The 21,400-nt window shown below is 74.1% G+C and carries 16 protein-coding genes; 11 read left to right on the top strand and 5 right to left on the bottom strand.

Going from position 1 to position 21,400, the window contains the following annotated elements:
• Positions 1-49 precede the first annotated feature (49 nt).
• Complete coding sequence (locus ACWDBE_RS14740; protein WP_449808181.1) at positions 50-2,296, top strand: heavy metal translocating P-type ATPase; 2,247 nt, start codon at positions 50-52, stop codon at positions 2,294-2,296.
• A gap of 218 nt (positions 2,297-2,514) precedes the next feature.
• On the top strand, positions 2,515-3,054 hold the full coding sequence (locus ACWDBE_RS14735) for a hypothetical protein (protein ID WP_449793268.1): 540 nt from the start codon (positions 2,515-2,517) through the stop codon (positions 3,052-3,054).
• Between the two features lie 57 nt (positions 3,055-3,111).
• Here ACWDBE_RS14735 and ACWDBE_RS14730 read toward each other — a convergent pair whose 3' ends face one another.
• Positions 3,112-4,974, bottom strand: a complete 1,863-nt coding sequence (locus ACWDBE_RS14730; RefSeq protein ID WP_449808180.1) for a protein kinase domain-containing protein — start codon at positions 4,972-4,974, stop codon at positions 3,112-3,114.
• A gap of 248 nt (positions 4,975-5,222) precedes the next feature.
• Between ACWDBE_RS14730 and ACWDBE_RS14725 the strand changes: the two genes are divergently transcribed.
• The 9 genes from ACWDBE_RS14725 to ACWDBE_RS14685 all read left to right on the top strand — a co-directional run bounded on the left by ACWDBE_RS14725 (position 5,223) and on the right by ACWDBE_RS14685 (position 17,723).
• Entirely contained in the window at positions 5,223-9,320 is a 4,098-nt protein-coding gene (locus tag ACWDBE_RS14725; RefSeq protein WP_449808179.1) for a hypothetical protein, read from the top strand.
• A 127-nt stretch (positions 9,321-9,447) separates the two neighbouring features.
• Entirely contained in the window at positions 9,448-9,873 is a 426-nt protein-coding gene (locus ACWDBE_RS14720) for a hypothetical protein (protein ID WP_449793265.1), read from the top strand.
• Positions 9,870-10,640 carry a nucleotide exchange factor GrpE gene (grpE, locus tag ACWDBE_RS14715; RefSeq protein ID WP_449808178.1) on the top strand — a complete coding sequence of 257 codons (771 nt, stop codon included), beginning with the start codon at positions 9,870-9,872 and terminating at the stop codon, positions 10,638-10,640. Before ACWDBE_RS14720 ends, grpE begins: the two co-directional genes overlap by 4 nt.
• Positions 10,641-10,677: 37 nt before the next feature.
• Positions 10,678-13,290 (top strand): Hsp70 family protein, encoded by a 2,613-nt coding sequence (locus ACWDBE_RS14710; protein WP_449808177.1) that lies wholly within the window; start codon positions 10,678-10,680, stop codon positions 13,288-13,290.
• Positions 13,287-13,646 carry a hypothetical protein gene (locus ACWDBE_RS14705; protein ID WP_449793262.1) on the top strand — a complete coding sequence of 120 codons (360 nt, stop codon included), beginning with the start codon at positions 13,287-13,289 and terminating at the stop codon, positions 13,644-13,646. Before ACWDBE_RS14710 ends, ACWDBE_RS14705 begins: the two co-directional genes overlap by 4 nt.
• A gap of 98 nt (positions 13,647-13,744) precedes the next feature.
• A complete protein-coding gene (locus ACWDBE_RS14700; protein ID WP_449793261.1) occupies positions 13,745-13,984 on the top strand; it encodes a chaplin in 240 nt (79 codons plus the stop codon).
• Between the two features lie 140 nt (positions 13,985-14,124).
• On the top strand, positions 14,125-15,756 hold the full coding sequence (locus ACWDBE_RS14695; RefSeq protein ID WP_449808176.1) for an AMP-binding protein: 1,632 nt from the start codon (positions 14,125-14,127) through the stop codon (positions 15,754-15,756).
• Positions 15,757-15,845: 89 nt separating this feature from the next.
• Entirely contained in the window at positions 15,846-16,277 is a 432-nt protein-coding gene (locus tag ACWDBE_RS14690) for an SRPBCC family protein (protein WP_449808175.1), read from the top strand.
• 177 nt (positions 16,278-16,454) lie between these two features.
• Complete coding sequence (locus ACWDBE_RS14685; protein WP_449793258.1) at positions 16,455-17,723, top strand: APC family permease; 1,269 nt, start codon at positions 16,455-16,457, stop codon at positions 17,721-17,723.
• A gap of 64 nt (positions 17,724-17,787) precedes the next feature.
• Here ACWDBE_RS14685 and ACWDBE_RS14680 read toward each other — a convergent pair whose 3' ends face one another.
• The 4 genes from ACWDBE_RS14680 to ACWDBE_RS14665 all read right to left on the bottom strand — a co-directional run bounded on the left by ACWDBE_RS14680 (position 17,788) and on the right by ACWDBE_RS14665 (position 21,078).
• Positions 17,788-18,078, bottom strand: a complete 291-nt coding sequence (locus ACWDBE_RS14680; RefSeq protein WP_449808297.1) for a YccF domain-containing protein — start codon at positions 18,076-18,078, stop codon at positions 17,788-17,790.
• Positions 18,079-18,325: 247 nt separating this feature from the next.
• Positions 18,326-18,517 (bottom strand): ferredoxin, encoded by a 192-nt coding sequence (locus tag ACWDBE_RS14675; protein WP_449793334.1) that lies wholly within the window; start codon positions 18,515-18,517, stop codon positions 18,326-18,328.
• Positions 18,518-18,579: 62 nt separating this feature from the next.
• Positions 18,580-19,800, bottom strand: coding sequence for a cytochrome P450 (locus ACWDBE_RS14670; protein WP_449793335.1), 1,221 nt, complete (start codon positions 19,798-19,800; stop codon positions 18,580-18,582).
• A gap of 48 nt (positions 19,801-19,848) precedes the next feature.
• On the bottom strand, positions 19,849-21,078 hold the full coding sequence (locus ACWDBE_RS14665; protein WP_449793336.1) for a cytochrome P450: 1,230 nt from the start codon (positions 21,076-21,078) through the stop codon (positions 19,849-19,851).
• Between the last annotated feature and the right edge of the window lie 322 nt (positions 21,079-21,400).

Below are 21,400 nucleotides of genomic sequence, written 5' to 3'. Positions count from 1 at the left end.
ACGGCCCGGCCGCCGAACGTACCGCACGACGACGTCACGAGGAGCGACGATGACTACGCAGGCACCCGCCTCCGCGGAGGTGGAACTCTCGATCGGCGGAATGACGTGCGCCTCCTGCGCGGCCCGCATCGAGAAGAAGCTCAACCGGATGGACGGGGTCACCGCCAGCGTCAACTACGCCACCGAGAAGGCGAAGGTCTCCTTCGAGGGCGGAGTCGAGGTCGCCGACCTGATCGCCACCGTCGAGGCCACCGGCTACACCGCCGCGCTGCCCAAGCCCCCGGCCGCCGAGGGCACGGGCGGCACCGGGCAGGCCGAACCCGCCGACGAACTGGCCCCGCTGCGCCAGCGGCTGTTCACCGCGGTGGCGCTCGCGGTGCCGGTGATCGCGATGGCGATGGTGCCGGCCCTCCAGTTCGACAACTGGCAGTGGCTCTCGCTGACCCTCGCCGCGCCGGTCGTCACTTACGCCGCCTGGCCGTTCCACCGGGCCGCGTTCACCAACGCCCGGCACGGCGCCGCGACGATGGACACCCTGGTCTCGCTCGGCACCCTCGCCGCGTTCCTCTGGTCGCTGTGGGCGCTGTTCTTCGGCGACGCCGGGATGCCGGGCATGCGGCACGGCTTCGAGTTCACCATCGCCCGCACCGACGGCTCCTCCAACATCTACCTGGAGGCGGCGGCCGGCGTCACCGCCTTCATCCTGGCCGGCCGCTACTTCGAGGCGCGCTCCAAGCGCACCGCCGGGGCGGCGCTCAAGGCCCTGCTGGAACTCGGCGCCAAGGACGTGACGGTGCTGCGCGGCGGAGCCGAGGTGCGCATCCCGATCGCGGACCTCGCCGTGGGCGACCGCTTCGTGGTCCGCCCCGGCGAGAAGATCGCCACCGACGGCACGGTGGTCGAGGGCGCCTCGGCGGTGGACGCCTCGATGCTGACCGGCGAGTCCGTCCCGGTCGAGGTCGGGGTCGGGGACGGCGTCACCGGCGCCACCGTCAACGCGGGCGGCCGGCTGGTGGTCGAGGCCACCCGGGTCGGCGCGGACACCCAGCTGTCCCGGATGGCCAAGCTGGTCGAGGACGCGCAGAACGGCAAGGCCGCGGCCCAGCGCCTCGCGGACCGGATCTCCGCGGTCTTCGTGCCGATCGTGATCACCCTCGCGGTGGCCACCCTCGGCTACTGGCTGGGCACCGGCGAGGGCTGGACCGCCGCCTTCACGGCCGCCGTCGCCGTGCTGATCATCGCCTGCCCGTGCGCCCTGGGCCTGGCCACCCCGACCGCGCTGCTGGTCGGCACCGGCCGCGGCGCCCAGCTCGGCGTCCTGATCAAGGGCCCGGAGGTCCTGGAGTCCACCCGCAAGGTCGACACCATCGTCCTGGACAAGACCGGCACCGTCACCACCGGCCAGATGACCCTGCTCGCGGTGCACACCGCCGAGGGCGTGGACCAGGCCGAGGCGCTGCGCCTGGCCGGAGCCCTGGAGCACGCCTCCGAGCACCCGATCGCCCGGGCGATCGCCAACGCCGCCGCCAAGGCCGGAGAGCTGCCCGCCGTCGAGGGCTTCGAGAACGTCCCGGGCCTGGGCGTCCAGGGCGTGGTGGCCGGCCACGCCGTGGTGGCCGGCCGGGAGGCCCTGCTCAGCGAGTGGTCGCAGCAGCTGCCCGAGGCGCTGGCCGAGGCCAAGCGCAACGCCGAGGCGGCCGGCCGCACCGCGATCGCGGTCGGCTGGGACGGCGAGGCCCGGGCCGTGCTGGAGGTCGCCGACGCGGTCAAGCCGACCAGCGCCGAGGCCGTCGACAGACTGCGCGCACTCGGCCTGACGCCGGTGCTGCTCACCGGCGACAACCGGGCGGTCGCCGCGGCCGTGGCGGCCGAGGTCGGCATCGCGCCGGAGCACGTGATCGCCGAGGTGCTCCCCGAGGACAAGGTCGCCACCGTCAAGCGGCTGCAGGCCGAGGGCAGGGTCGTGGCGATGGTCGGCGACGGCGTCAACGACGCGGCCGCGCTCGCCCAGGCCGACCTGGGCCTGGCGATGGGCACCGGCACCGACGCCGCCATCGAGGCCGGCGACCTCACCCTGGTCCGCGGCGACCTCCGCTCGGCGGCCGACGCGATCCGGCTCTCCCGCCGCACCCTGGGCACCATCAAGAGCAACCTGTTCTGGGCCTTCGGCTACAACGTCGCCGCCCTGCCGCTGGCCGCGGCCGGCCTGCTCAACCCGATGATCGCGGGGGCCGCGATGGCCTTCTCCTCGGTCTTCGTGGTCGGCAACAGCCTGCGGCTGCGCCGCTTCCGCTGATCCGTCGGTCCGTCGGTCCGTCGGTCCGTCGGTGCTCAACGGGACCGAACCTCCGAGCCACCCTCCACCACCGGGCCGAGGCCCCGGAACCCCGCCGCTTGGGGTTCCGGGGCCTCGGCGCTGCTCCGGCCCCGCCGCCGACGGCGCCCGTACGAGGACCCTCCGCCAGGGACCCCTTGCCGACCGGCGCCGATCCGCCGGGAGCTAGAGTCCGACCCATGGACGAAGACACCGCGCGCTGGAGCCGGATCGCCGATCTCCTGCCGGACGACATCGCCCGGGAGGTCAAGGACTGCCGGGCGATCGGGGAGCAGGAGAGCGGGCTCGGTCGGCTGGTCGAGGGCCTGCTGGCCCGCCAGATACCGATCAGCGGCACGGACCGTGCGCAGATCTCCGTGCTCGCCGAGGAGTGGGGAGTGCGCGAGCGGCTCACCCCGGGCCTCCTGCGCTGCCCGGGCGACGGCGCGCCCGCCCCGGTGCGGCTGCTGGACGGCGAGCGCGACGAGGCCGAGGTGCTGACGGGCTGGAGCGAGCCGGAGCTGGCCGACCTGGTGCTGGTGCCGTGGATCGGCTGCACCCGCTGCGGCCGGACCCTGCTCCGCGCCCACGGCTGGGAGCCCTGGGACGACTTGTCGTACCTCGCCGAGCACTACGTGATCAGCACGCCGGACGGCGTCCGGGCACAGCGGATCCTCCCGCGCGACGCCGCCGGCGCGGCCTTCGCCGAACTGCTCCACGGCTGCCCGGAGAAGGACTGACCTGGAAGGCGCCGACCAGGGAGAGGACCGACCGGCACAGCACCGACCCGCGGAGGGCTAACGCTCTTCCGGCAGATCCACCGCCTGCCAGCGGTACGCCGCGTCCTCCTGCCACACCTGCAACTCGCCCTCCACCACCGCCGCCAGGCACAGCCGCCAGTCCTCGCCCATGGCCAGCGCGACCCCGGTCGCCGGGCGCAGTGTGGGCCGCCACCAGCGCGGTCGGCGTGAGGCGCCGCCGACCGGCAGCCGCAGCCGTACGCCGCCCGCGCCGGCCAGCGCGACGGTCGGGCCGCCGCGGTGGCCCACCATGGCGATCCCGAGCGAGGGCTCACCGTCGCCGATCTCCGTTCCCGCCCCGGCCCTGCCGAGGGTGTGCAGCTGGACCGAGCCGTCCGGCCGCAGCGTGGCGGCCTGCGGTCCGGCGGAGGTGCGGGCCAGCGCTCCGGCGCGCAGCGGGCCGGCCGGGCCCACCGGGACGGGCGGCTGCGCGGTGCCGGGCCGCCAGCTCAGCACCCGCTCGCGGTGCTCGACCAGCAGCAGCCAGGCGCCGGGCCGCTCCTCGGTGGCGGCGAGCACCCGGTCGGCCGGGCAGCCGGGGTGTTCCTGGCCGGTGAGGGTGCGGCCGGGTGCCCAGCGGTAGGAGCGCAGTGCGCCGCCGGCCGCCGTCCAGACCGTCATCTCTCCGGCCGAGCCGCCCGACCCGAACGAACCGCCGGAGCCGAACGAGCCGCCCGAGCCACCCGGACCACCCCACCCGCCCGAACCGACCCCGCCCGCCAACCCGTTGACCCCGCGCGCCGCCTCCCACCAGCCCGCCGCCGTACCGACCCACAGGGTGCCGCCGCGGTCCTCCGTGCAGACCACCAGCTCGCCCGGCTGCCCGGCCCAGCCGGCCGCCAGCTCCCGTACGGTGGACGGCCCCTGCCCCGCCGGAAGCCGTCGGCCGAGGGCGCCGGGGCCGGCCAGCGCGGTGCCGTCGGCGCCGCCGGTGACCACCAGCGGCCGCCCGTCCGGGTCGGGCAGCACGGCCAGGCCCGCGGTGCGGGCCACCGGCCGGTGGGCGCGCAGCAGTTCACGGCCCCGGGCGGCCCACGGGCCGAGCGGGGAGGGGCGGCGGTCCGGGTCGCGGGCCAGCGGTTCGCAGGCCCAGCGCGCCAATTCCTCGCCGTAGCCGGCCGCGAGGAGCTCGGCGCGGGCCTGCTCGGCGGCCAGCCGGTGATCGAGGCGGCCGTGGTCGGGCAACAGCAGGGTTCGGGCGAGGGTGCCGACCGCGAACAGGTCCTTGGCGGTGGTCGGGAAGCCGCCGACCTGCTCGGCCTCCGGCGGGACGTGCCCGGGGGTGAACACCGCGACGGTCAGGGCGTGGTCCAGCGGGGCGAGGAAGGTCAGGTCGATCAGCTTGACCTGCCCCTGGCCGTCCACCAGGACGTTGGCGGGGGAGATGTCGCGGTGCACCCAGCGCTTGCGGTGCAGCTCGTCGACGATCCGGCAGAGCCGGGCCAGCACCTCGGCGACCGCCGAAAGGCCGCCGTGCCGGCCGCGCGCCCAGGTGTGCAGCGGCACGCCCTCGACCCAGGGCGAGATCTGGTAGCCCAGCAGCGCGGCGCCGGGTGGGCTGCCGGGCCGGTGCGGGGAGGGGCCGAGCAGGAAGCTGGGGACCACCAGGTCGGTGACGCCCAGCCGGTGCGCGTTGTGCGAGACGTCGTCCCAACGGCCGAGCCAGCGCCGCACCTCGGTCGGGTCGCGCTCCAGCATGATCTTCGCGGCGACCAGTTCCTTGCGCCCGTTGTGGCCGGTGCGAACCGCCCGCCACACCTCGGCCTCGCCGCCCCGGTGGTGGAACTCCAGCAGCTCGTACTGCTCCGGGTCGAACTCCGGCCCGAACCGGAGCCCGGGCACCCAACGCGACTGCGACACCCGACCCCCGACCCCCGACGCTACTGACCGCTGTGGACGCGCTGTTGGCGCGCTGCTGTTGAGCTGTTGCTGTGCTCTCGTCCCCCTGGTGATGTGATGCCCAGGATAGTGCTCCTTCCTGTTCGTCCGTCCGATCGAGGGCCTATTCTGATGGCACTCGGGCAACATCGCGACACGACGTCAAATCACGGCCACCCCAGGGAAGTTGATCATCCCGGTGGACGGTACTCGAACCAGGGGGACGGTGCATGGCGCTGTTAGCGGTGCTGCTGGTCGTGGTGGCACTGGCCGGTGCCACCAGCGTCGTCCTGGCCCGGCGCCGACGGGCCACGGACGCCGCGGCGGTGGCGAAGGCCCTGGCCGCGGCCGCCGAACGGCTCGCCGCCGGCCGGGCCGCCCAGGCCCGCCGCCGCTACGCCCGGCTGGCCCGCCGACTCGCCGACGCACCCGAGGAGTTGCGCCCGCAGCGCGGCCTCGCCCTGCTCGGCCAGGCCGAGGCCACCATCCCCACCGGCGACCAGCAGGCCACCCTCGCCCTGCACCGCGAGGCCTACCCGCTGCTCGCCGACCCGGCCCGCCAGCTGCCCCGGTGGAGTCTGCGCAGCCTCGCCGAGGAACGGATGCGGGCCCCCGACGGCGACCTCGGCCCGCTGCTCGCCTTCCTCCAGGCCACCGCCGCCGGCGCCGAGCCCGGCGAGGAGGCCGAGGCCGCCGCCCACGCCCTGGACTGGCTGCAGCGCCGCTGCCGGGAGGGCGCCGTCGAGCAGCGGGAGGACGCCACCGCCCGCGCCCTCGCCGCCCTGCCGGGCCGGGACTGGCCGGTGCTCGCCCGCGCCGCCCTGCTGACCGCCACCGGCCGGGCCGTCGAGGCCGAGGGCCTGGTCGCCGAAGCGGCCCCCGGCGGCAGCGGCGAACTCTGGTTCCGCTGGGGCGTACAGCTGTACGCCCGGCACCAGGACGGGCCCGCCGTCGCCGCCTTCGACGAGGCGCTGCACTTCGGCCCCGGCGAGACCTCCCCGTGGGGGCGCGGCCAGGCCCTGCGCACCGACGCACTGCTCTTCCGCGGCCTCGCCAGGCAGCGGGCCGGCAACACCCAGCGGGCCTGGGGCGACCTCGCGGCCGCCGCCGTGGAGAGCCCGACCGACCCCCGCCCCCGCTACGCCCTCGGCCGGCTCGCCCTGCTGCTCGGCGCCGACGAGCAGGCCCGGGAGGAGTTCACCGCGGCCCTGACCCTCCGACCGGACTTCGCCCCCGCCCGGTTCGGCCTCGCCCTGGTGCACGAGCGGGCCGACCGCCCCGCCGAGGCCGCCGCCGACTACCGGGCCGGCCTCGGCACGGCCCCCGACTGGCGCCCGGCCCGGGTCCGGCTCGGCGCCGCCCTGCTCGCCGCCGGTCAGGCCGGACCGGCCGAGCCGATCCTGCGCGCCGAGGCCGACACCGAACCGGGCAGCCGCTGGAGCGCCATCGCCGCCTTCCACCACGGCCTCGCCCTCGCCCGCACCGACGACCAGGCCGGCGCCCTCGCCCGCTGGGAGCAACTCGACGACGAGGACCTGCACCCCCGCCGCGCCCTGGCCCGCGACCGGCTCGCCCGCACCCGGCTCGCCACCGACCCGACGGCCGCCCGCGAACTCTGGCAGCAGGCCGCCGCCGAGCACCCCGCCGCCCCCGGCTACCGGGCCGCGCTGCGCGAAGCCGCCCTGCGCGAGGCCGCCCACCTGCTGGTCACCGGCCGCGACCGGGCCGAACCGCGCCGCCGCGCCGCAGCCGCGCTCGCCCTCGCCGACTCCCTGCCCGGCGCCCTCACCCACCGCCAGGCCCGGCTGCGCGCCGCGCTCGCCCTGGCCGAGGGCACCCCGGAGCCGGTCACCGCGCTGCTCGACGCCGGCAGCGGCCTGCGCGACCGCTACCACCTGGCCGCCGTCGCCCTGCTGGCGGGCCGCCCGGCCCGGACGATCGCCCTGCTCGGCCCGCCCGACCCGGCCGGCGACCCGGCGATCGCCCGGCTGCGCGCCCTGCTCGCCGAACGGGCCGGCAACTGGGCCGCCGCACTGGACTGGTACCGGCACTTCCTGGCCTCGGGCACAGCGGCCGGCCTGGCGCCGACCGGCGACTGCGCGCTCTGCGACCGCCCCGCCGCCGACACCTGCGGCGGCTGCGGCCGCGAGGCCTGCACCGACCACCAGCACACCCCGCGCGGTGCCGCCTCGCCCCGCTGCGTGCGCTGCACCGCCCCCGTCCTGCGCGCCGTCCTCGACTGCGCCCGCCGGGCCGGCACCCCCGAACAGGCCGAACCCGTGCTCGCCCGCTGGGCAGAGGCGCTCGGCGACGGCACGGCCGCCGCACCCGTCCGGCTCGACCTCGCCCTGCTGCGCGCCGAACTCGGCCGACCGGACGAAGCCCTGGCAGACCTGCCCGAGGACGCCACGACGGCCCGCGCGGCCGTGCTGGTCCGCCGGGCCGGCGCCGCCCTCGCGGCCGACCGGCCGGGTGCGGCCGCCATCGACCTGCGCCAGGCGCTCCGGCTCGCCCCCGAACACCCGCAGGCGGCGGGCGCGCTCGTCCTGCTCGCCGAGCACGAGGCGCACCAGGCCGCCCTCGACGGCCGCCACCGGGAGGCCTGGGAGGCCTACCGGGAGCTGCTGCGCGGGGATCCGGCCCACCCCCGGCTGCTGCACGCGCTCGGGCTGGCCGGCTACCGGCTCGCCGCCGGCACCCCCGACCAGGAGCCGGACGAGGAGCTCTGGGCCTGGACGCTCGGCTGCCTGGTCGCCGCCCTCCACCAGCCCGAGCTGTGGGCCGAGTCCGCCCGGACCACCGGCCGCACCGCCGAACCCCAGCGGCTCGCCGCCGCCCGCACCGGCCTGCTCGACCGCCTCCGTGAGGACCTGCGCGCCCTGGACCGGGCCGCCGGGCGCGGCGGCGACGAGGTCACCGCCTGGACGCTGCGCCTCGGCATGGAGGCGTACTGTGCGGACGCCCTCGCCCAGGAGGACGTCCGGATCGCCCTGCCCGGCCGCCCGGACCGCCGCCTCGCGCTCGGCCCCGTCCTGGAGCGGCTGCTCCGCGCCGATCCCGAACTCGTAGGCTGGGACGAGGCGTTCGAGCGGGCCGTCCGGCCCTGGCAGCGGCCCGCCGGCCCCGACGCGCCCGCGCCCACCCGCGCCCTCGGCCTGTTCGGGGAGCTCGGCGCACAGCGCTACCTGCAGCTCCAGGGGAGGCAGGCCGCCGCCGTCGCCGCCCTGGACGCGGTGCCCGAACAGCGGCGCGGCGAGGACTGGCAGGCGCTGCTCGGCGAGTCCCTGGTCAGCCAGGCCCGCGAGCACCACCGCAACCAGGACTGGCGCCAGGCGCTGGACAGCCTCACCCGCGCGCGGTCCGTCCCCGGCGCCCGGCTGCCCGCCGACGCCGCCGCGATCGCCGCCGAGTCCGGCGTCCGGGCCGCCCGCGCGCTGCTCAAGAACAGCCTGGACGACCAGGCCGGAGCCGCCGAACTCCTGGAGAGAGCATTGGCGTTGGCCCCCGACGACCCCGAGGTGCGGGGCGACCTCGGCGCCACCTACGCCCAGTGGGCACGCAAGATCAACAATGAGGACCAGGACTACCCCCGCGCCCTCGCCCTGCTGGAGAAGAGCCTGGACCTGGTCCCCGGCGACCCGACCGCCCGGCACTTCCTGGAGGCCGCCCTCGGCAACCGGGCCGGCCAGCTCAGCCGTCCCGACGCCACCGACGCGGAACTGGAGGAGGCCGCCGACGCCTGGCGGGCGCTGATCGAGCTCAACCCCGACCCGGACCACCGGATCGGCCTCGCCTTCGTACTGCGCCAGCTCTCCCGCTCGGCCGCCTTCGCCGACGACCGCCGGCGCGCCGTCGAGCGGATGGCCGAGGCACTGCGTGCCGACCCGGACTGGGAGGGCGGGGTCGAGCACGAGGCCCCGCGCCGGGTTTCGGTGATGCTCGCCAACCACGTGGTGGACGCCATGCAGGACCAGCCGTTCACCGCCCAGGCCGCGATGCTGCAGAAGGCCAAGTCCTACGACGACTCGCCGGACATCCGCCGGCTGATGGTCAGCCTCTGGCGCGGCGAGGCCATCGGCCACTACGAGGCCCGCCGCTACCTCGAGGCCATCCGGCTGCTGGAGGAGGCCCTCGGCCTGTCCCGCACCCCGGAGGACACCGACAAGCTGCACCGCGAACTCGGCATCGTCTACGGCTCGTTCGCCGTCCAGCGGGCCAACGCCCGGCAGCTGCGCGAGGCCCGCGACCTGGCCCGCAAGGCCGTCGAGCACAATCCGGACGACCTCGAGCTGCGAGCCATGCAGATGCGGATCAACTCGCTCTACTGACGGAAACCGTACGGCAGTTGGAAGGCGTCCCAGACCGTACGCCGCAGCCGGACCGCCACCCGGACCGCCGACCGTACCGGCACCCCAGCCACCCACCCGGCCACTGTGAGGAGAGGGACCGCCCGCCATGCCACTGCACGAGCCGTCGCCGTACGAGGTCCTGGGCATCCCGCTCACGGCCGGCGTGCGCGAGATCAACCTCGCCGTCGGACCGGCGATGCGGGCCGGCCGCTACAGCCGCCAACAGATCCAGGAGGCCGCCGCGTTGCTGCGCAACCCGGACCGGCGCCTGGAGGCGGACCTCCAACAGCCGCTCCCGCCGGAACCGGTGGACCAGGCTGCCGAACTCCTCGCCCCCGCGCTCGCCGAACCGCTGCTGGTGATCGAGCGCGAGCCGCTGCCGCCCGTCGCCACCCTGCCCGCCCTCCACCGGGCCGAGCTGGCCGCCGACTTCACCGAGCCCGCCCCCGGCGGCGCCGACCCCGAACCGCCCGTCCCCGCCCGCTACGCGGCGGACCTGTCCGTGCTGCCGCAGATCGAGGTACCCGAATGACCGACGCACCCACTGACCTGACCGCCGGCGCGTCGACCGCCGAACTGCTCGGCGGCCAGCGGCGGTTGGAGATCCCGCCCGGTGTCGAGGAGGTCGACCTGGAGGCGGCGTTCGGCCGGCTGCTCTTCCGGGCCTCGCTGCTGGGGAGCAAGCTGGCGGAGCAGAAGCAGGCGGCTCGGGCCGAGCAGCGCGAACTCCTGGGCATCCTGGTCGAGGTGGACGACGCGCTCGCCGCCCTCGGCCTGGACCGCGAACTGGTGGCGCTCGGGCGCGGCGCCGGCCTGGAGGCCACCCGGAGGCGGCTGCTCGGGCAGCTGGCCAAGGCCAAGGTGCGGCCGATGCGGTTGGAGGGCATGACGGCCGACCCGGACCTGACCGAGATCGTGGGCACCGAGGCCCGACCCGGGGTGGCGCCGGAGACGGTGGTGCGGACGGTGGTGACCGGGTTCTTCTGGGAGGACGAGGTGCTGCGCCGGGCCCAGGTGGTGGTCGCCGCGCCGGAGCCGGACCCGGAGCCCGACAGGGCGCTGGAGCCGTCCGGGGCCAGTGAAGCCGCCGAGCCCGAGGCGCTGGAGCCGTCCAAGGCCACCGAAGCCGTCGCGCCCGAGGTCTTGGAGACGCCCGAGGCACCGGAGACACCTGAGGCGACCGCCACCGTCGCCACCGCGCCGGTCATCCGCGTCCAGCCCAAGGCAGCCCCGCCCCGGGCCCGCCGCCGGGCCAAGGCCGTGGCCCAACAGGCCCAACAGGCCAAGCGCAAGAACTAGCCAGGACCAGGACCACGAGGGGCAAGAGGGGAACGACATGTACCGCACACTCGGGATCGACCTGGGTACCACCAACTCCGTGGTCGCCCATCTGCGCCGGGGCGAGCCGGAGATCATCTTCAACCGCCAGAACCAGGAGGCCACGCCCTCCGTGGTCGGCAGCGGCCGCAAGGGCGAGCTGCTGGTCGGCTCCACCGCGCGCAGCCGGATCGCCATCGACGGCGCCAACGTGATCCGCTCGGTCAAGCGCTTCATGGGCCGCAAGTTCAAGGACCCGCAGGTCCAGGCGGCCCTGAAGGAGGTGGACTACAAGGTCACCGCGGGCACCGACGGGGACGTCAACGTCTGGTTCAACGGCCGCTCGTACACCCCGATCGAGATCTCCGCGATCATCCTGCACCGCCTCAAGGAGGACGCCGAGCAGCGCTTCGGCGAGCCCTTCCACCGGGCCGTCATCACCGTCCCGGCGTACTTCGGCGAGCGGCAGGTCGCGGCCACCCAGGAGGCGGGCCGGATGGCCGGCCTGCACGTGCTGCGGATCATCAACGAGCCGACGGCCGCCGCCCTCGCGTACGGCATCACCTCCGAGGCGGGCGACGAGGGGAAGACCGTCCTGGTCTACGACCTCGGTGGCGGCACCTTCGACATCTCCATCCTGCTGCTGGTGCCAGGCTCGGTCTCGGTGCTCGGCATCGAGGGCGACAACCTGCTCGGCGGCGACGACTTCGACCGCGGGATCACCACCGCGCTGCTGGAGGACATACGCGAGGAGTACGGCGCGGAGTACCAGCCCGACCTGCGCGACCGCCCGAAGATCGCCGCCACCGCCGAGACCATCAAGATCGAGCTCTCCAACCAGGAGTCCTCCGAGGTCATCCTGCCTGGCCTGGGTGCCGGGCAGCTGGTGCTGGAGACGGAGTTCGAGCGGGCCCGGTTCGAGGAGCTGATCGAGGGCCGGATCGAGCGGACCATCGAGCTGACCCACAAGGCCATCATGCAGGCCAACCTGACCGTCGGGGACATCGACGAGGTGGTGCTGGTCGGCGGTTCGACCGCGATCCCGCTGGTCGCCCGCCGGCTCGGCGAGGTCTTCGGCCCGCGCCGGATCAGGCGCGGCGTCAACCCGATGCAGTGCGTGGCGCTCGGCGCGGCCGTGCAGTCCGCGCTGGTCGGCGAGGTGGAGTGCCCCGAGTGCCGGGCCCCCGGCGACCTGTCCGCCTCCAGCTGCGCCAACTGTGCCACCACCCTGCTCGGCGGCGCCCGGGTCTCCTGCCCGAGGTGTCACATCCCGGTCGACGCCGACGCCGCCGCCTGCCCCAAGTGCGATCAGGCGCTGGACGGTTCGGGCGCCACCGGAGCCACCGGAGCCACGGGGGCCACCGGAACCGGCCCGGGAGGCACGACGGCCCCGCAGCGGACCGAGGCCACCGCCGTGGTGCACGGCGGCAACTGCCCGCGCTGCGGCACGCCGGCCGCCCCCGGGGTCACCGCCTGCGAACTGTGCGGCGAGCCGCTCAACTCGGCCGCCCCCGGCCGGACCAGGGTGGCCACCACCGCCGCCGAGGACGTCGGCCTGCGCTGCGCCTCCTGCGGGGTGGTCAACCCGCCCGGCTGCGAGGTCTGCCCGGGCTGCGGCGAACTGGCGCAGGTCACCAACCCGTTCGACATCACCCCGAAGAACCTCGGCATCGAGCTGAACGACGGCCGCCTCGCCGTCATCATCCCCAAGAACAGCGGCTACCCGACGAGTTCGCCGGTCAGCCGGGAGTTCGTGGTCTCCGGCAGCGGGCGCCAGCGATTGGAGATCGCGGTCTACGAGGGCGAGCACGAGATCGCCCAGCAGAACGAGCTGATCGGCCACCTCACCCTTCGGCTGCCCGAGGGCCTGGGCGGCCGGACCCCGGTCGAGGTCTCCTTCGGCCTCGACCGGGACCGCACCATCACCCTGTCGGTGCGGATCCAGGGCGGCGCGGAGAAGACCGTCAAGCTGGAGCGGGTCACCCTCGACCCCGAGCTGAAGGTGCAGGTCGAGGAGCAGCAGCGGCAGATCGAGTCCTTCACCGACCGCTGGGGCAGCGAGCTGACCGAGGCCGAGCGGCGCGAGGCACAGCGGTTGATGGACACCCTGGACGACCTGGCGGCCGGGCAGACCCGCGGCCAGTCGGTGGACGCGGCGCTGGAGCGGGCCCAGCAGCAGCTCAAGGCCCAGCGCTGGGTGCGCGGCTCCGAGGCGTACCTGAGCCTGTTCATCCACTACTGCGAGAAGCACCTCGACCCGAGCGACCTGGACCGGCTGCGCTCGGTGGCCGCCGAGCTGCGGCTGCGCCGCGAGGCCGCCGACTGGGAGGGCGCGGTGCGCGCGGCCCGGAAGGCGGACGAGCTCTGCGACTCGCTCGGGCACACCATGCGGATGATCACCATGTGCAACGTGTACGTGACCCAGAACATGGTCTCGCCGGCCCTGGCCCAGCTGATCATGGCCGAGCTGCGCGGCCTGGACGCGGCCGTGGAGGCGCCCAACATGGCGGAGGTCAACACCCACATGTCGAACCTGCTGGCTCTGTACGCGCAGGCGCAGCGGGAGCTGGGCAGCGAGTCGGCCCCGGAGCCGCTCGGCCCGGTCCGCCCGGAGGAGGCGGGGCCGCGATGAGCGCCGCGGACGCACCGGAGGCCCCGGGCGCGCCGGACGCCCCGGAGGCCCTGGACGTGCCGTGCCCGCTGTGCAGGGTTCCGGCGGACCGGGAGACCCTGCGCTGCCCCTCCTGCAGGGAGGACCTGTCGGTGCTGTTCCGGCTGCGTTACGCCGGTCGGATCGACTACAACCGGGCGCTGGCCGCCCTGGCGGCGGGGAAGGAGGGGCTCGCGCTGGGGCTGCTGCACCGCGCGGTGGCGGCCGAGCCGGGGCTGCGTCCGGCCCGGGACCTGCTGGGATCACTGAGCGTGGCCAGCCCCGAGGGCGCGGCGCCGACGGGGCGGGGGGAGGGGCGGGAGGCCGACGCGCCCTAGAACGGGTCAATCCGGCGTGCGGCGGGGTGGATCGCTTGTGATCGTGAGCGAGTGTGATCGTCACACTTCGAACCGCCATGCTCACAAGGAGCGACGCAATGCGTATGCGTACCACCCTCGCCGCCACCGCCCTCGCCGCGGTGACGGTCCTCGCCGGTGCCGGGACCGCCTCCGCCGGCGACGCCACCGCCAACGGCATCGCCGCCAACTCGCCCGGCGTCCTGTCCGGCAACCAGATCCAGGTCCCGATCAACCTGGAGGCCAACATCTGCGGGAACTCGATCGACATCATCGGCCTGCTCAACCCTGCCTTCGGCAACATCTGTATCAACAAGTGACCCCGCGCGCTGGGGCCGTCCGTCGAAGCCGACGGGCGGCCCCAGCGCCGTGTCCGCACCCCCGTTCGGGGGTGGTGGCGCGGGGTCGGGGCGGGCGACCATGGTCCCTGACCCGCACCGCCGTCCCCGGGAGCCAGCCCGTGCCGACCACGCCGACCCCACGCAGCTACGCCTCCGGCACCGCGGACGTCCCGCTGCTCGGTGACACCATCGGGGAGAACCTCGACCGCGCGGTGCGCGCCTTCCCCGAGCGCGACGCCCTGGTCGACCGGGCCACCGCCCGCCGCTGGACGTACGCCGAACTCGCCGCCGACGTCGACGCCCTGGCGCTCGGCCTGCTGGAGCTCGGGATCGCCAAGGGGGACCGGGTCGGCATCTGGGCCCCCAACTGCGCCGAGTGGACGCTCACCCAGTACGCCACCGCCAAGCTCGGCGCGATCCTGGTGACGGTCAACCCGGCCTACCGGGCTCACGAGTTGGAGTACGTGCTGAACCAGGCCGGCATCCGGCTGTTGGTTGCCGTCGAGCGCTTCAAGACCTCCGACTACGCCGGAATGATCGAGGAAGTCAGGCCCCGCTGCCCGGAGTTGGAGCGCGTCCTGCTGATCGGCAGTCCGGACTGGGGCGCCGTGACCGCCGCCGGAAGGCGCGCCGACCACGCCCGACTCGCCGAGCGACAGGACGAGTTGGCCCCTGACGACCCGATCAACATCCAGTACACCTCCGGGACGACCGGCTTCCCCAAGGGTGCGACACTCTCGCACCACAACATCCTCAACAACGGTTACTTCGTGGGCGAGTTGCTCGACTACACCGAGCAGGACCGGATCTGCGTCCCGGTGCCCTTCTACCACTGCTTCGGCATGGTGATGGGAAACCTCGCGGCCACCTCGCACGGCGCCTGCATGGTCATCCCCGCCCCGTCCTTCGAGCCCGGCGCGACCCTCGCCGCCGTCGCCGCCGAGCGCTGCACCTCGCTGTACGGCGTGCCGACCATGTTCATCGCCGAACTGGCCGACCCGGACTTCGGCCGCTACGACCTCACCAGCCTGCGCACCGGCATCATGGCCGGCTCGCCCTGCCCGAGCGAGGTGATGAAGGAGGTCATCGGGCGGATGGGCATGGCGCAGGTCTCCATCTGCTACGGCATGACCGAGACCTCGCCGGTCTCCACCCAGACCCGGGTCGACGACCCGGTCGAGCGCCGGGTCACCACGGTGGGCCGGGTCGGCCCGCACCTGGAGGTCAAGGTGGTCGACCCGGCCACCGGCCGTACCGTCCCGCGCGGCGAACCCGGCGAGCTGTGCACCCGCGGCTACTCCGTCATGCTCGGCTACTGGGGCGAGCCCGAACGCACCGCCGAGGCCGTCGACGCCGCCCGATGGATGCACACCGGGGACCTCGCGGTGATGGACGAGGACGGCTACCTCGCCATCACCGGCCGGATCAAGGACATGGTGATCCGCGGCGGCGAGAACCTCTACCCGCGCGAGATCGAGGAGTTCCTCCACACCCACCCGGACATCCTGGACGTCCAGGTCATCGGCGTGCCCGACGCCAAGTACGGCGAGGAGCTGATGGCCTGGATCCGGATGCGGGAGGGCGCCGAACCGCTCACCGACGAGGCCGTCCGCGCGTACTGCGCCGGCCGGCTCGCCCACTTCAAGATCCCGCGATACGTGCACGTGGTCGAGGAGTTCCCGATGACGGTCACCGGGAAGATCCGCAAGGTCGAGATGCGGGCGCAGGCCCAGCGGATCCTGGGGATCTGATCACGGGGCTCCGACGGATCCACCCGTTCGGCCCTTCCCCCGGGCGGGTCCAGGGAGCGCAGTGGCCCGCCCGGCGGGAGAGTGTGATCATGCCCCTCGACGTCACAGTGGAACGCCTGATCCCCCTCCCGCCGACCACCGTCGCCGCCTACGCGATGGACTGGCGCCACGACTCCGAGTGGACCCGGGGCATCCGCACCGCGGCCCTCACCCGGGAAGCCGACACCGGCGGCTTCGGCGTGGGCGCCGAGGTCACCCGGACCGCGCACTTCCTCGGCAGGTCCTTCCGGTACGTGCTGCGCGTGGCACTCCACCGCCCGCCGACGGTGCTCGACATGGTCTCCGTCTGCGGGCCGACGCCCATGCGCGTCACCTACACCTTCGAACCCACCCATGCCGGCACCTTCGCCCGCATCCGCGTCCGCGGCGGCCCCCTCCTGGTCGGTCCGCTGATGTCCTGCCAGGTGCGTGCCGCCCTCACCGCGGACCTGCGCGCCCTGGAGGCCCGGCTCAGTGGGTGACCACTGCCGTACCCCTCCCTCCGGCAGGGTGCGCCGACATCCTGGCCCCTTCCACCCCCGCGTCCTCCCTCCCCCCGCGACCAGGGGCTTCCTCGGCGCCTCGGCCCCGCACCCCCTGTTCCCCTCCCTCCGGTAGGGTGCGCCGACACCACAGCCGGATCGAGAGAGGTACAGCGCATGAGTTCGTCGCCGACGGTGGCCGCCCCGGGGGAGCTGCGGCGGCACCTGGGGGTGTTCGACGCCGTGGTCATCGGGCTGGGCTCGATGATCGGCGCGGGCGTCTTCGCCGCGCTGGCGCCCGCCGCCGGGGCAGCGGGCTCCGGGCTCCTGGTGGGCCTGGCGCTGGCCGGCGTGGTGGCGTACTGCAACGCCACCTCCTCGGCGCGGCTCGCCGCCCGCTACCCGCAGTCCGGCGGCACGTACGTCTACGGCCGGGAGCGGCTCGGCGACTTCTGGGGCTACCTGGCCGGCTGGGGCTTCGTCGTCGGCAAGACCGCCTCCTGCGCCGCGATGGCCCTCACCGTCGGCTCCTACGTCTGGCCCGGCCAGGCCCACGCCGTCGCGGTCGCCGCCGTGGTGGCGCTGACCGCCGTCAACTACGTCGGCGTGCAGAAGGCCGCCTGGCTGACCCGGGCGATCGTGGCCGTCGTCCTGGCGGTGCTCGCCGCCGTGGTCACCGCCTGCCTGGCCGGCGGCGCGGCCCACACCGGCCACTGGGCCGTCGGTGCGGACGCCGGCTTCCACGGCGTGCTCCAGGCCGCCGGCCTGCTGTTCTTCGCCTTCGCGGGGTACGCCCGGATCGCCACCCTCGGCGAGGAGGTCCGCGATCCCCGGCGCACCATCCCCCGGGCGATCCCACTCGCCCTCGGCATCACCCTGGTCGTCTACGCCGCCGTCGCCCTCGCCGTCCTGGCCGTCCTCGGCCCCGACCGCCTCGCCCACAGCACCGCTCCGCTGGCCGACGCCGTCCGGGCCGCAGGAGCGCCCGCCCTCGTCCCGGTGGTGCGCGCGGGTGCGGCGGTCGCCGCCCTCGGCTCGCTGCTCGCCCTGATCCTCGGCGTCTCCCGCACCACCCTGGCGATGGCCCGCGACCGCCACCTCCCGCACCTCCTCGCCGCCGTCCACCCCCGCTTCGGCGTCCCGCACCGCGCCGAGCTGGCCGTCGGCGCGGTGGTGGCCCTCGCCGCCGCGCTCGGCGACCTCCGCGGCGCGATCGGCTTCTCCTCCTTCGGCGTCCTCGCCTACTACGCCGTCGCCAACGCCTCCGCCTGGACCCTCACCCCCGCGGAGGGCCGGCCCCCGCTCGCCGTCCCCGTCCTCGGCACGGCCGGCTGCCTCGTCCTCGCGTTCGCCCTCCCCGCCGGCTCCGTCCTCTGGGGCGCCGCCGTCCTCGCCCTCGGCGCCGCCGCCTACGCGGCGCGCAAGGCCCTCACCCGCCGCCCCTGACCCCGGAAACGCGAACGGCCGGCGAGGGCTTGCTGCCCCCGCCGGCCGTCGACGTCCGTGACGGTTACCGCGCGCCCCACTCCTGGTCGGTCGGCACGATCTCGCGGCCGAGCGGCATCAGCGAGACCGGGATCATCTTCAGGTTGGCCCATCCGAAGGGGATGCCGATGATCGACAGGAACAGCGGGATGCTCGTGATCAGGTGCCCGAGAGCCAGCCACCAGCCGGCGAACACCAGCCAGATGACGTTCCCCACGCAGGACGCCGGCCCCGCGTCCGGCCGCTCCACCGCCGACCGCCCGAACGGCCACAGGATGAACCCGGCAAGCCGGAACGACGCGATGCCGAACGGGATCGTTGCCGGGCGCTCCGGTTCGCGCGGCGAGCGTGCTGCGGTTCCGGCTTCCGACCGGGGTGGGAGCGGCGCAGTCGACGGAGCTCTCCCGGGACCGGGACGCTGCGGTGAGCGGCGTGGTCGGGGCCCCGACCACGCCGGACAGCGGCGAACGCCGGCCCAGTCCAGGGAGCGGGGCCCCGCAAACGCGCCACGCCCCGCCGGGCGTGCGGCGATCGGTGGGGGTGTTCGCTCAGCCGTCCTTCGGCTACTCGGTGATCTGGATGAGCCGCACCGGGCAGAGCGAGGCGGTCTGCCTGACCAGCGTGTGCAGCGCCGCGGGTGGCTCCTCCTGGAGCAGTGTCACGATGCCGTCGTCGTCCTGGTCGAAGACGTCGGGGGCGCGCATGACGCACTGGCCGGCCGACACACACCGGTCGGGGTCGACGCTGACACGCATAGTGGTTGTACCTCGCTCTGTGGGGTGAACTTCGGTGGAGTGGACCTCTGTGGGCTGAACGGTCACCAGGTGACGGGGAGCTCGTGGACGCCGTAGACCAGGGCCTCGTCCTTGAACTTGAGCTCGGACACCGGGACGGCCAGCTTGAGGCCGGGGATGCGCCGGAACAGGGTGCCGAAGACGACTTCGAGTTCGATCCGGGCGAGGTTCTGGCCGATGCACTGGTGGATGCCGTAGCCGAAGGCGAGGTGGCTGCGGGCCTCCTCGCGGCGGATGTCGAGGGTGTCGGCGTCGGGGAAGACGCTCTCGTCGTGGTTGGCGGAGTTGTTGAGCGGCAGGATGCCCTCGCCTGCCTTGATGACGGTGCCGTCGATCTCGATGTCCTCCAGTGCGACCCGGGCGGTGCCGGAGTCGGAGATGCTGAAGAACCGCAGCAGTTCCTCCACCGCGCCGGGCAGCAGCTCGTGGTCGGCCTTGACGGCGTCGAGCTGCTCGGGGTGCTCCAGCAGGCCGAGCACGCCGAGCGAGATCATGTTGGCGGTGGTCTCGTGCCCGCCGACCAGCATCAGCCGGGCCATGGTGACGATGTCGGTGTGGTCGGCGATCGGCTCTTCGCGGTTCTTCTCGATGAACCGGCTGATCAGGTCGTCGCCGGGTTCGGTCTCCTTGGCGGTGATCAGCCTGTCCAGGTACATGTCCAGGCCGACGACCGCGGCGCCGTACTCCTCCGGGCTGATGTCGTGGTTCATCATCAGCGCCGACCACTCCTCGAACTGCGGGTGGTCCTCGTACGGGACGCCGAGCAGCTCGCAGATCACCAGCGAGGGCACCGCCAGCGAGAGTGCGGCCACCAGGTCGACCGGTCCGCCGGCCGCGAGCATCGCGTCGATCCGGGCGTCCACGATCTCCTGGATCCGGGGGCGCAGCGCGCGCATTCGGCGGGCGGTGAACTCGGGGATCAGGTAGCGGCGCTGGGCGGTGTGCTCCGGCGGGTCCATGGAGAGCAGCATGAGGCGGACCTCGCGGAGCATCTCCTCGGGGATGTGGAACTGGTGCGGGTAGCCGGGCAGTTTGAGGTTGGAGCTCACGCGGGAGTCGCCGAGCACCGTCTTGACGTGCTCGTGCGTGGTGACCAGCCAGGCCGGCTTGCCGGTGACCTTGAGTACCGCCTGGGAGATCGGCTCGTTCTCACGGAGCTTGGCGTACTGCGCCGGCGGGCTGAACGGACAGGTGCGGGTCATCGGGAAGTTCGGCAGTTCGGTCGCCAGGTGGTCCTGGGTCATGGTGCCCTCTCGGAGTCGGGTTCGACTGGTCGGATCGATCCGCCTGGGTCACCAGGTGACGGGCAGTTCGTACATGCCGTAGACGATGGCGTCGTCCTTGAACTTGAGCTCGGACATCGGGACGGCCAGCTTGAGGCCGGGGATGCGCCGGAACAGGGTCTCGTAGACCATTTCGAGTTCGATCCGGGCGAGGTTCTGGCCGATGCACTGGTGGATGCCGTAGCCGAAGGCGAGGTGGCTGCGGGCCTCGCGGCGGATGTCGAGGGTGCCGGCGTCGGGGAAGACGCTCTCGTCGTGGTTGGCGGAGTTGTTGAGCGGCAGGATGCCCTCGCCTGCCTTGATGACGACTCCGTCGATCTCGATGTCCTCCAGCGCGACCCGGGCGGTGCCGGCGTCGGAAATGCTGAAGAACCGAAGCAACTCCTCGACGGCCTTGGGCAGCAGGGTGGAGTCGGCCTTGACCGCGGCGAGCTGGTCGGGGTGCTCCAGCAGGGCCAGAGTGCCCAGCGCGATCATGTTGGCGGTGGTCTCGTGGCCGGTGACCAGCATCAGCCGGGCCATGCTCACGATGTCGGCGTGCTCGACGGAGGGCTCGGCGCGGTTGGCCGCGATCAGCCGGCTGATCATGTCGTCGCCCGGCGTGGTCTCCTTGTTGGTGACCAACTGGTCGACGTACTGGTCGAGTTCGTAGTGCGCCAGGCCGCGCTCCGCGTCGCTGATGTCATGGTTCATGATCTGGCCGGCCCAGTGCTCGAAGCGCGGGTGGTCCTCGTAGGGAACACCGAGCAGCTCGCAGATCACCAGCGAGGGCACCGGCAGTGCGAGTGCGGCCACCAGGTCCAGCGGGCCGCCCTCGGCCAGCATCGCATCGATCCGGGCATCCACGATCTGCTGGATCCGGGGGCGCAGCGCGCGAATCTGGCGCAGGCTGAACTCGGGCGCCAGCAGCCGGCGCTGGACGGTGTGTTCGGGCTGGTCCATGGAGAGGAAGGTGAGCGGGACGGCCTGCAGCATCTCCTCGGGCACCGGCACCTGCAGCGGGTAGCCGGGCAGCTTGAGGTTGGCGCTCACCCGGGAGTCGCCGAGGATCTTCTTCATGCTCTCGTAGGTGCTGACCAGCCAGGTGGGCTTGCCGTTGACCTTGAGGACCGCCCGAGAGATCGGCTCGCTCTCACGGAGCTTGGCGTACTGTGCCGGCGGGCTGAAAGGGCAGGAACGCGGCATCGGGAAGGCCGGCGGCTGGGCGGCCGGACGTTCTTGGTCGGCAGTCTGGGTCATGGTGCCCTCTCGAACTCACTGGAACGAACTCATTCGAACCCGCATGCGTCGGAACTCGCGTGCGTCGCATGCGCGAGCACGCTGATCCGGGCACGCTGATCCCGGTGTGAGGAAGGCCCCCGGCGCGAAGAAGCCCTCCGCCCCTCCGCGCGAGGAAGGCCCCGGTGCGAGGAGAACCCGGGCGCGTGGAGCGGCCATCCGTACGGCGCATTCGACCGCTGTTCGCACGTTAGGCGGCCCGATCACCGCACCACACCCCCTGCCGACCCCTACCGCGTGGCCTGTGTCGCGACCCGGGCCGATCCGGCTCGCGCCCCTGCTG

This window comes from Kitasatospora sp. NPDC001132 (assembly GCF_053598415.1).
Note: the sequence above shows the minus strand (reverse complement) of the source record. Positions and strands in the feature narration are given on the sequence as shown.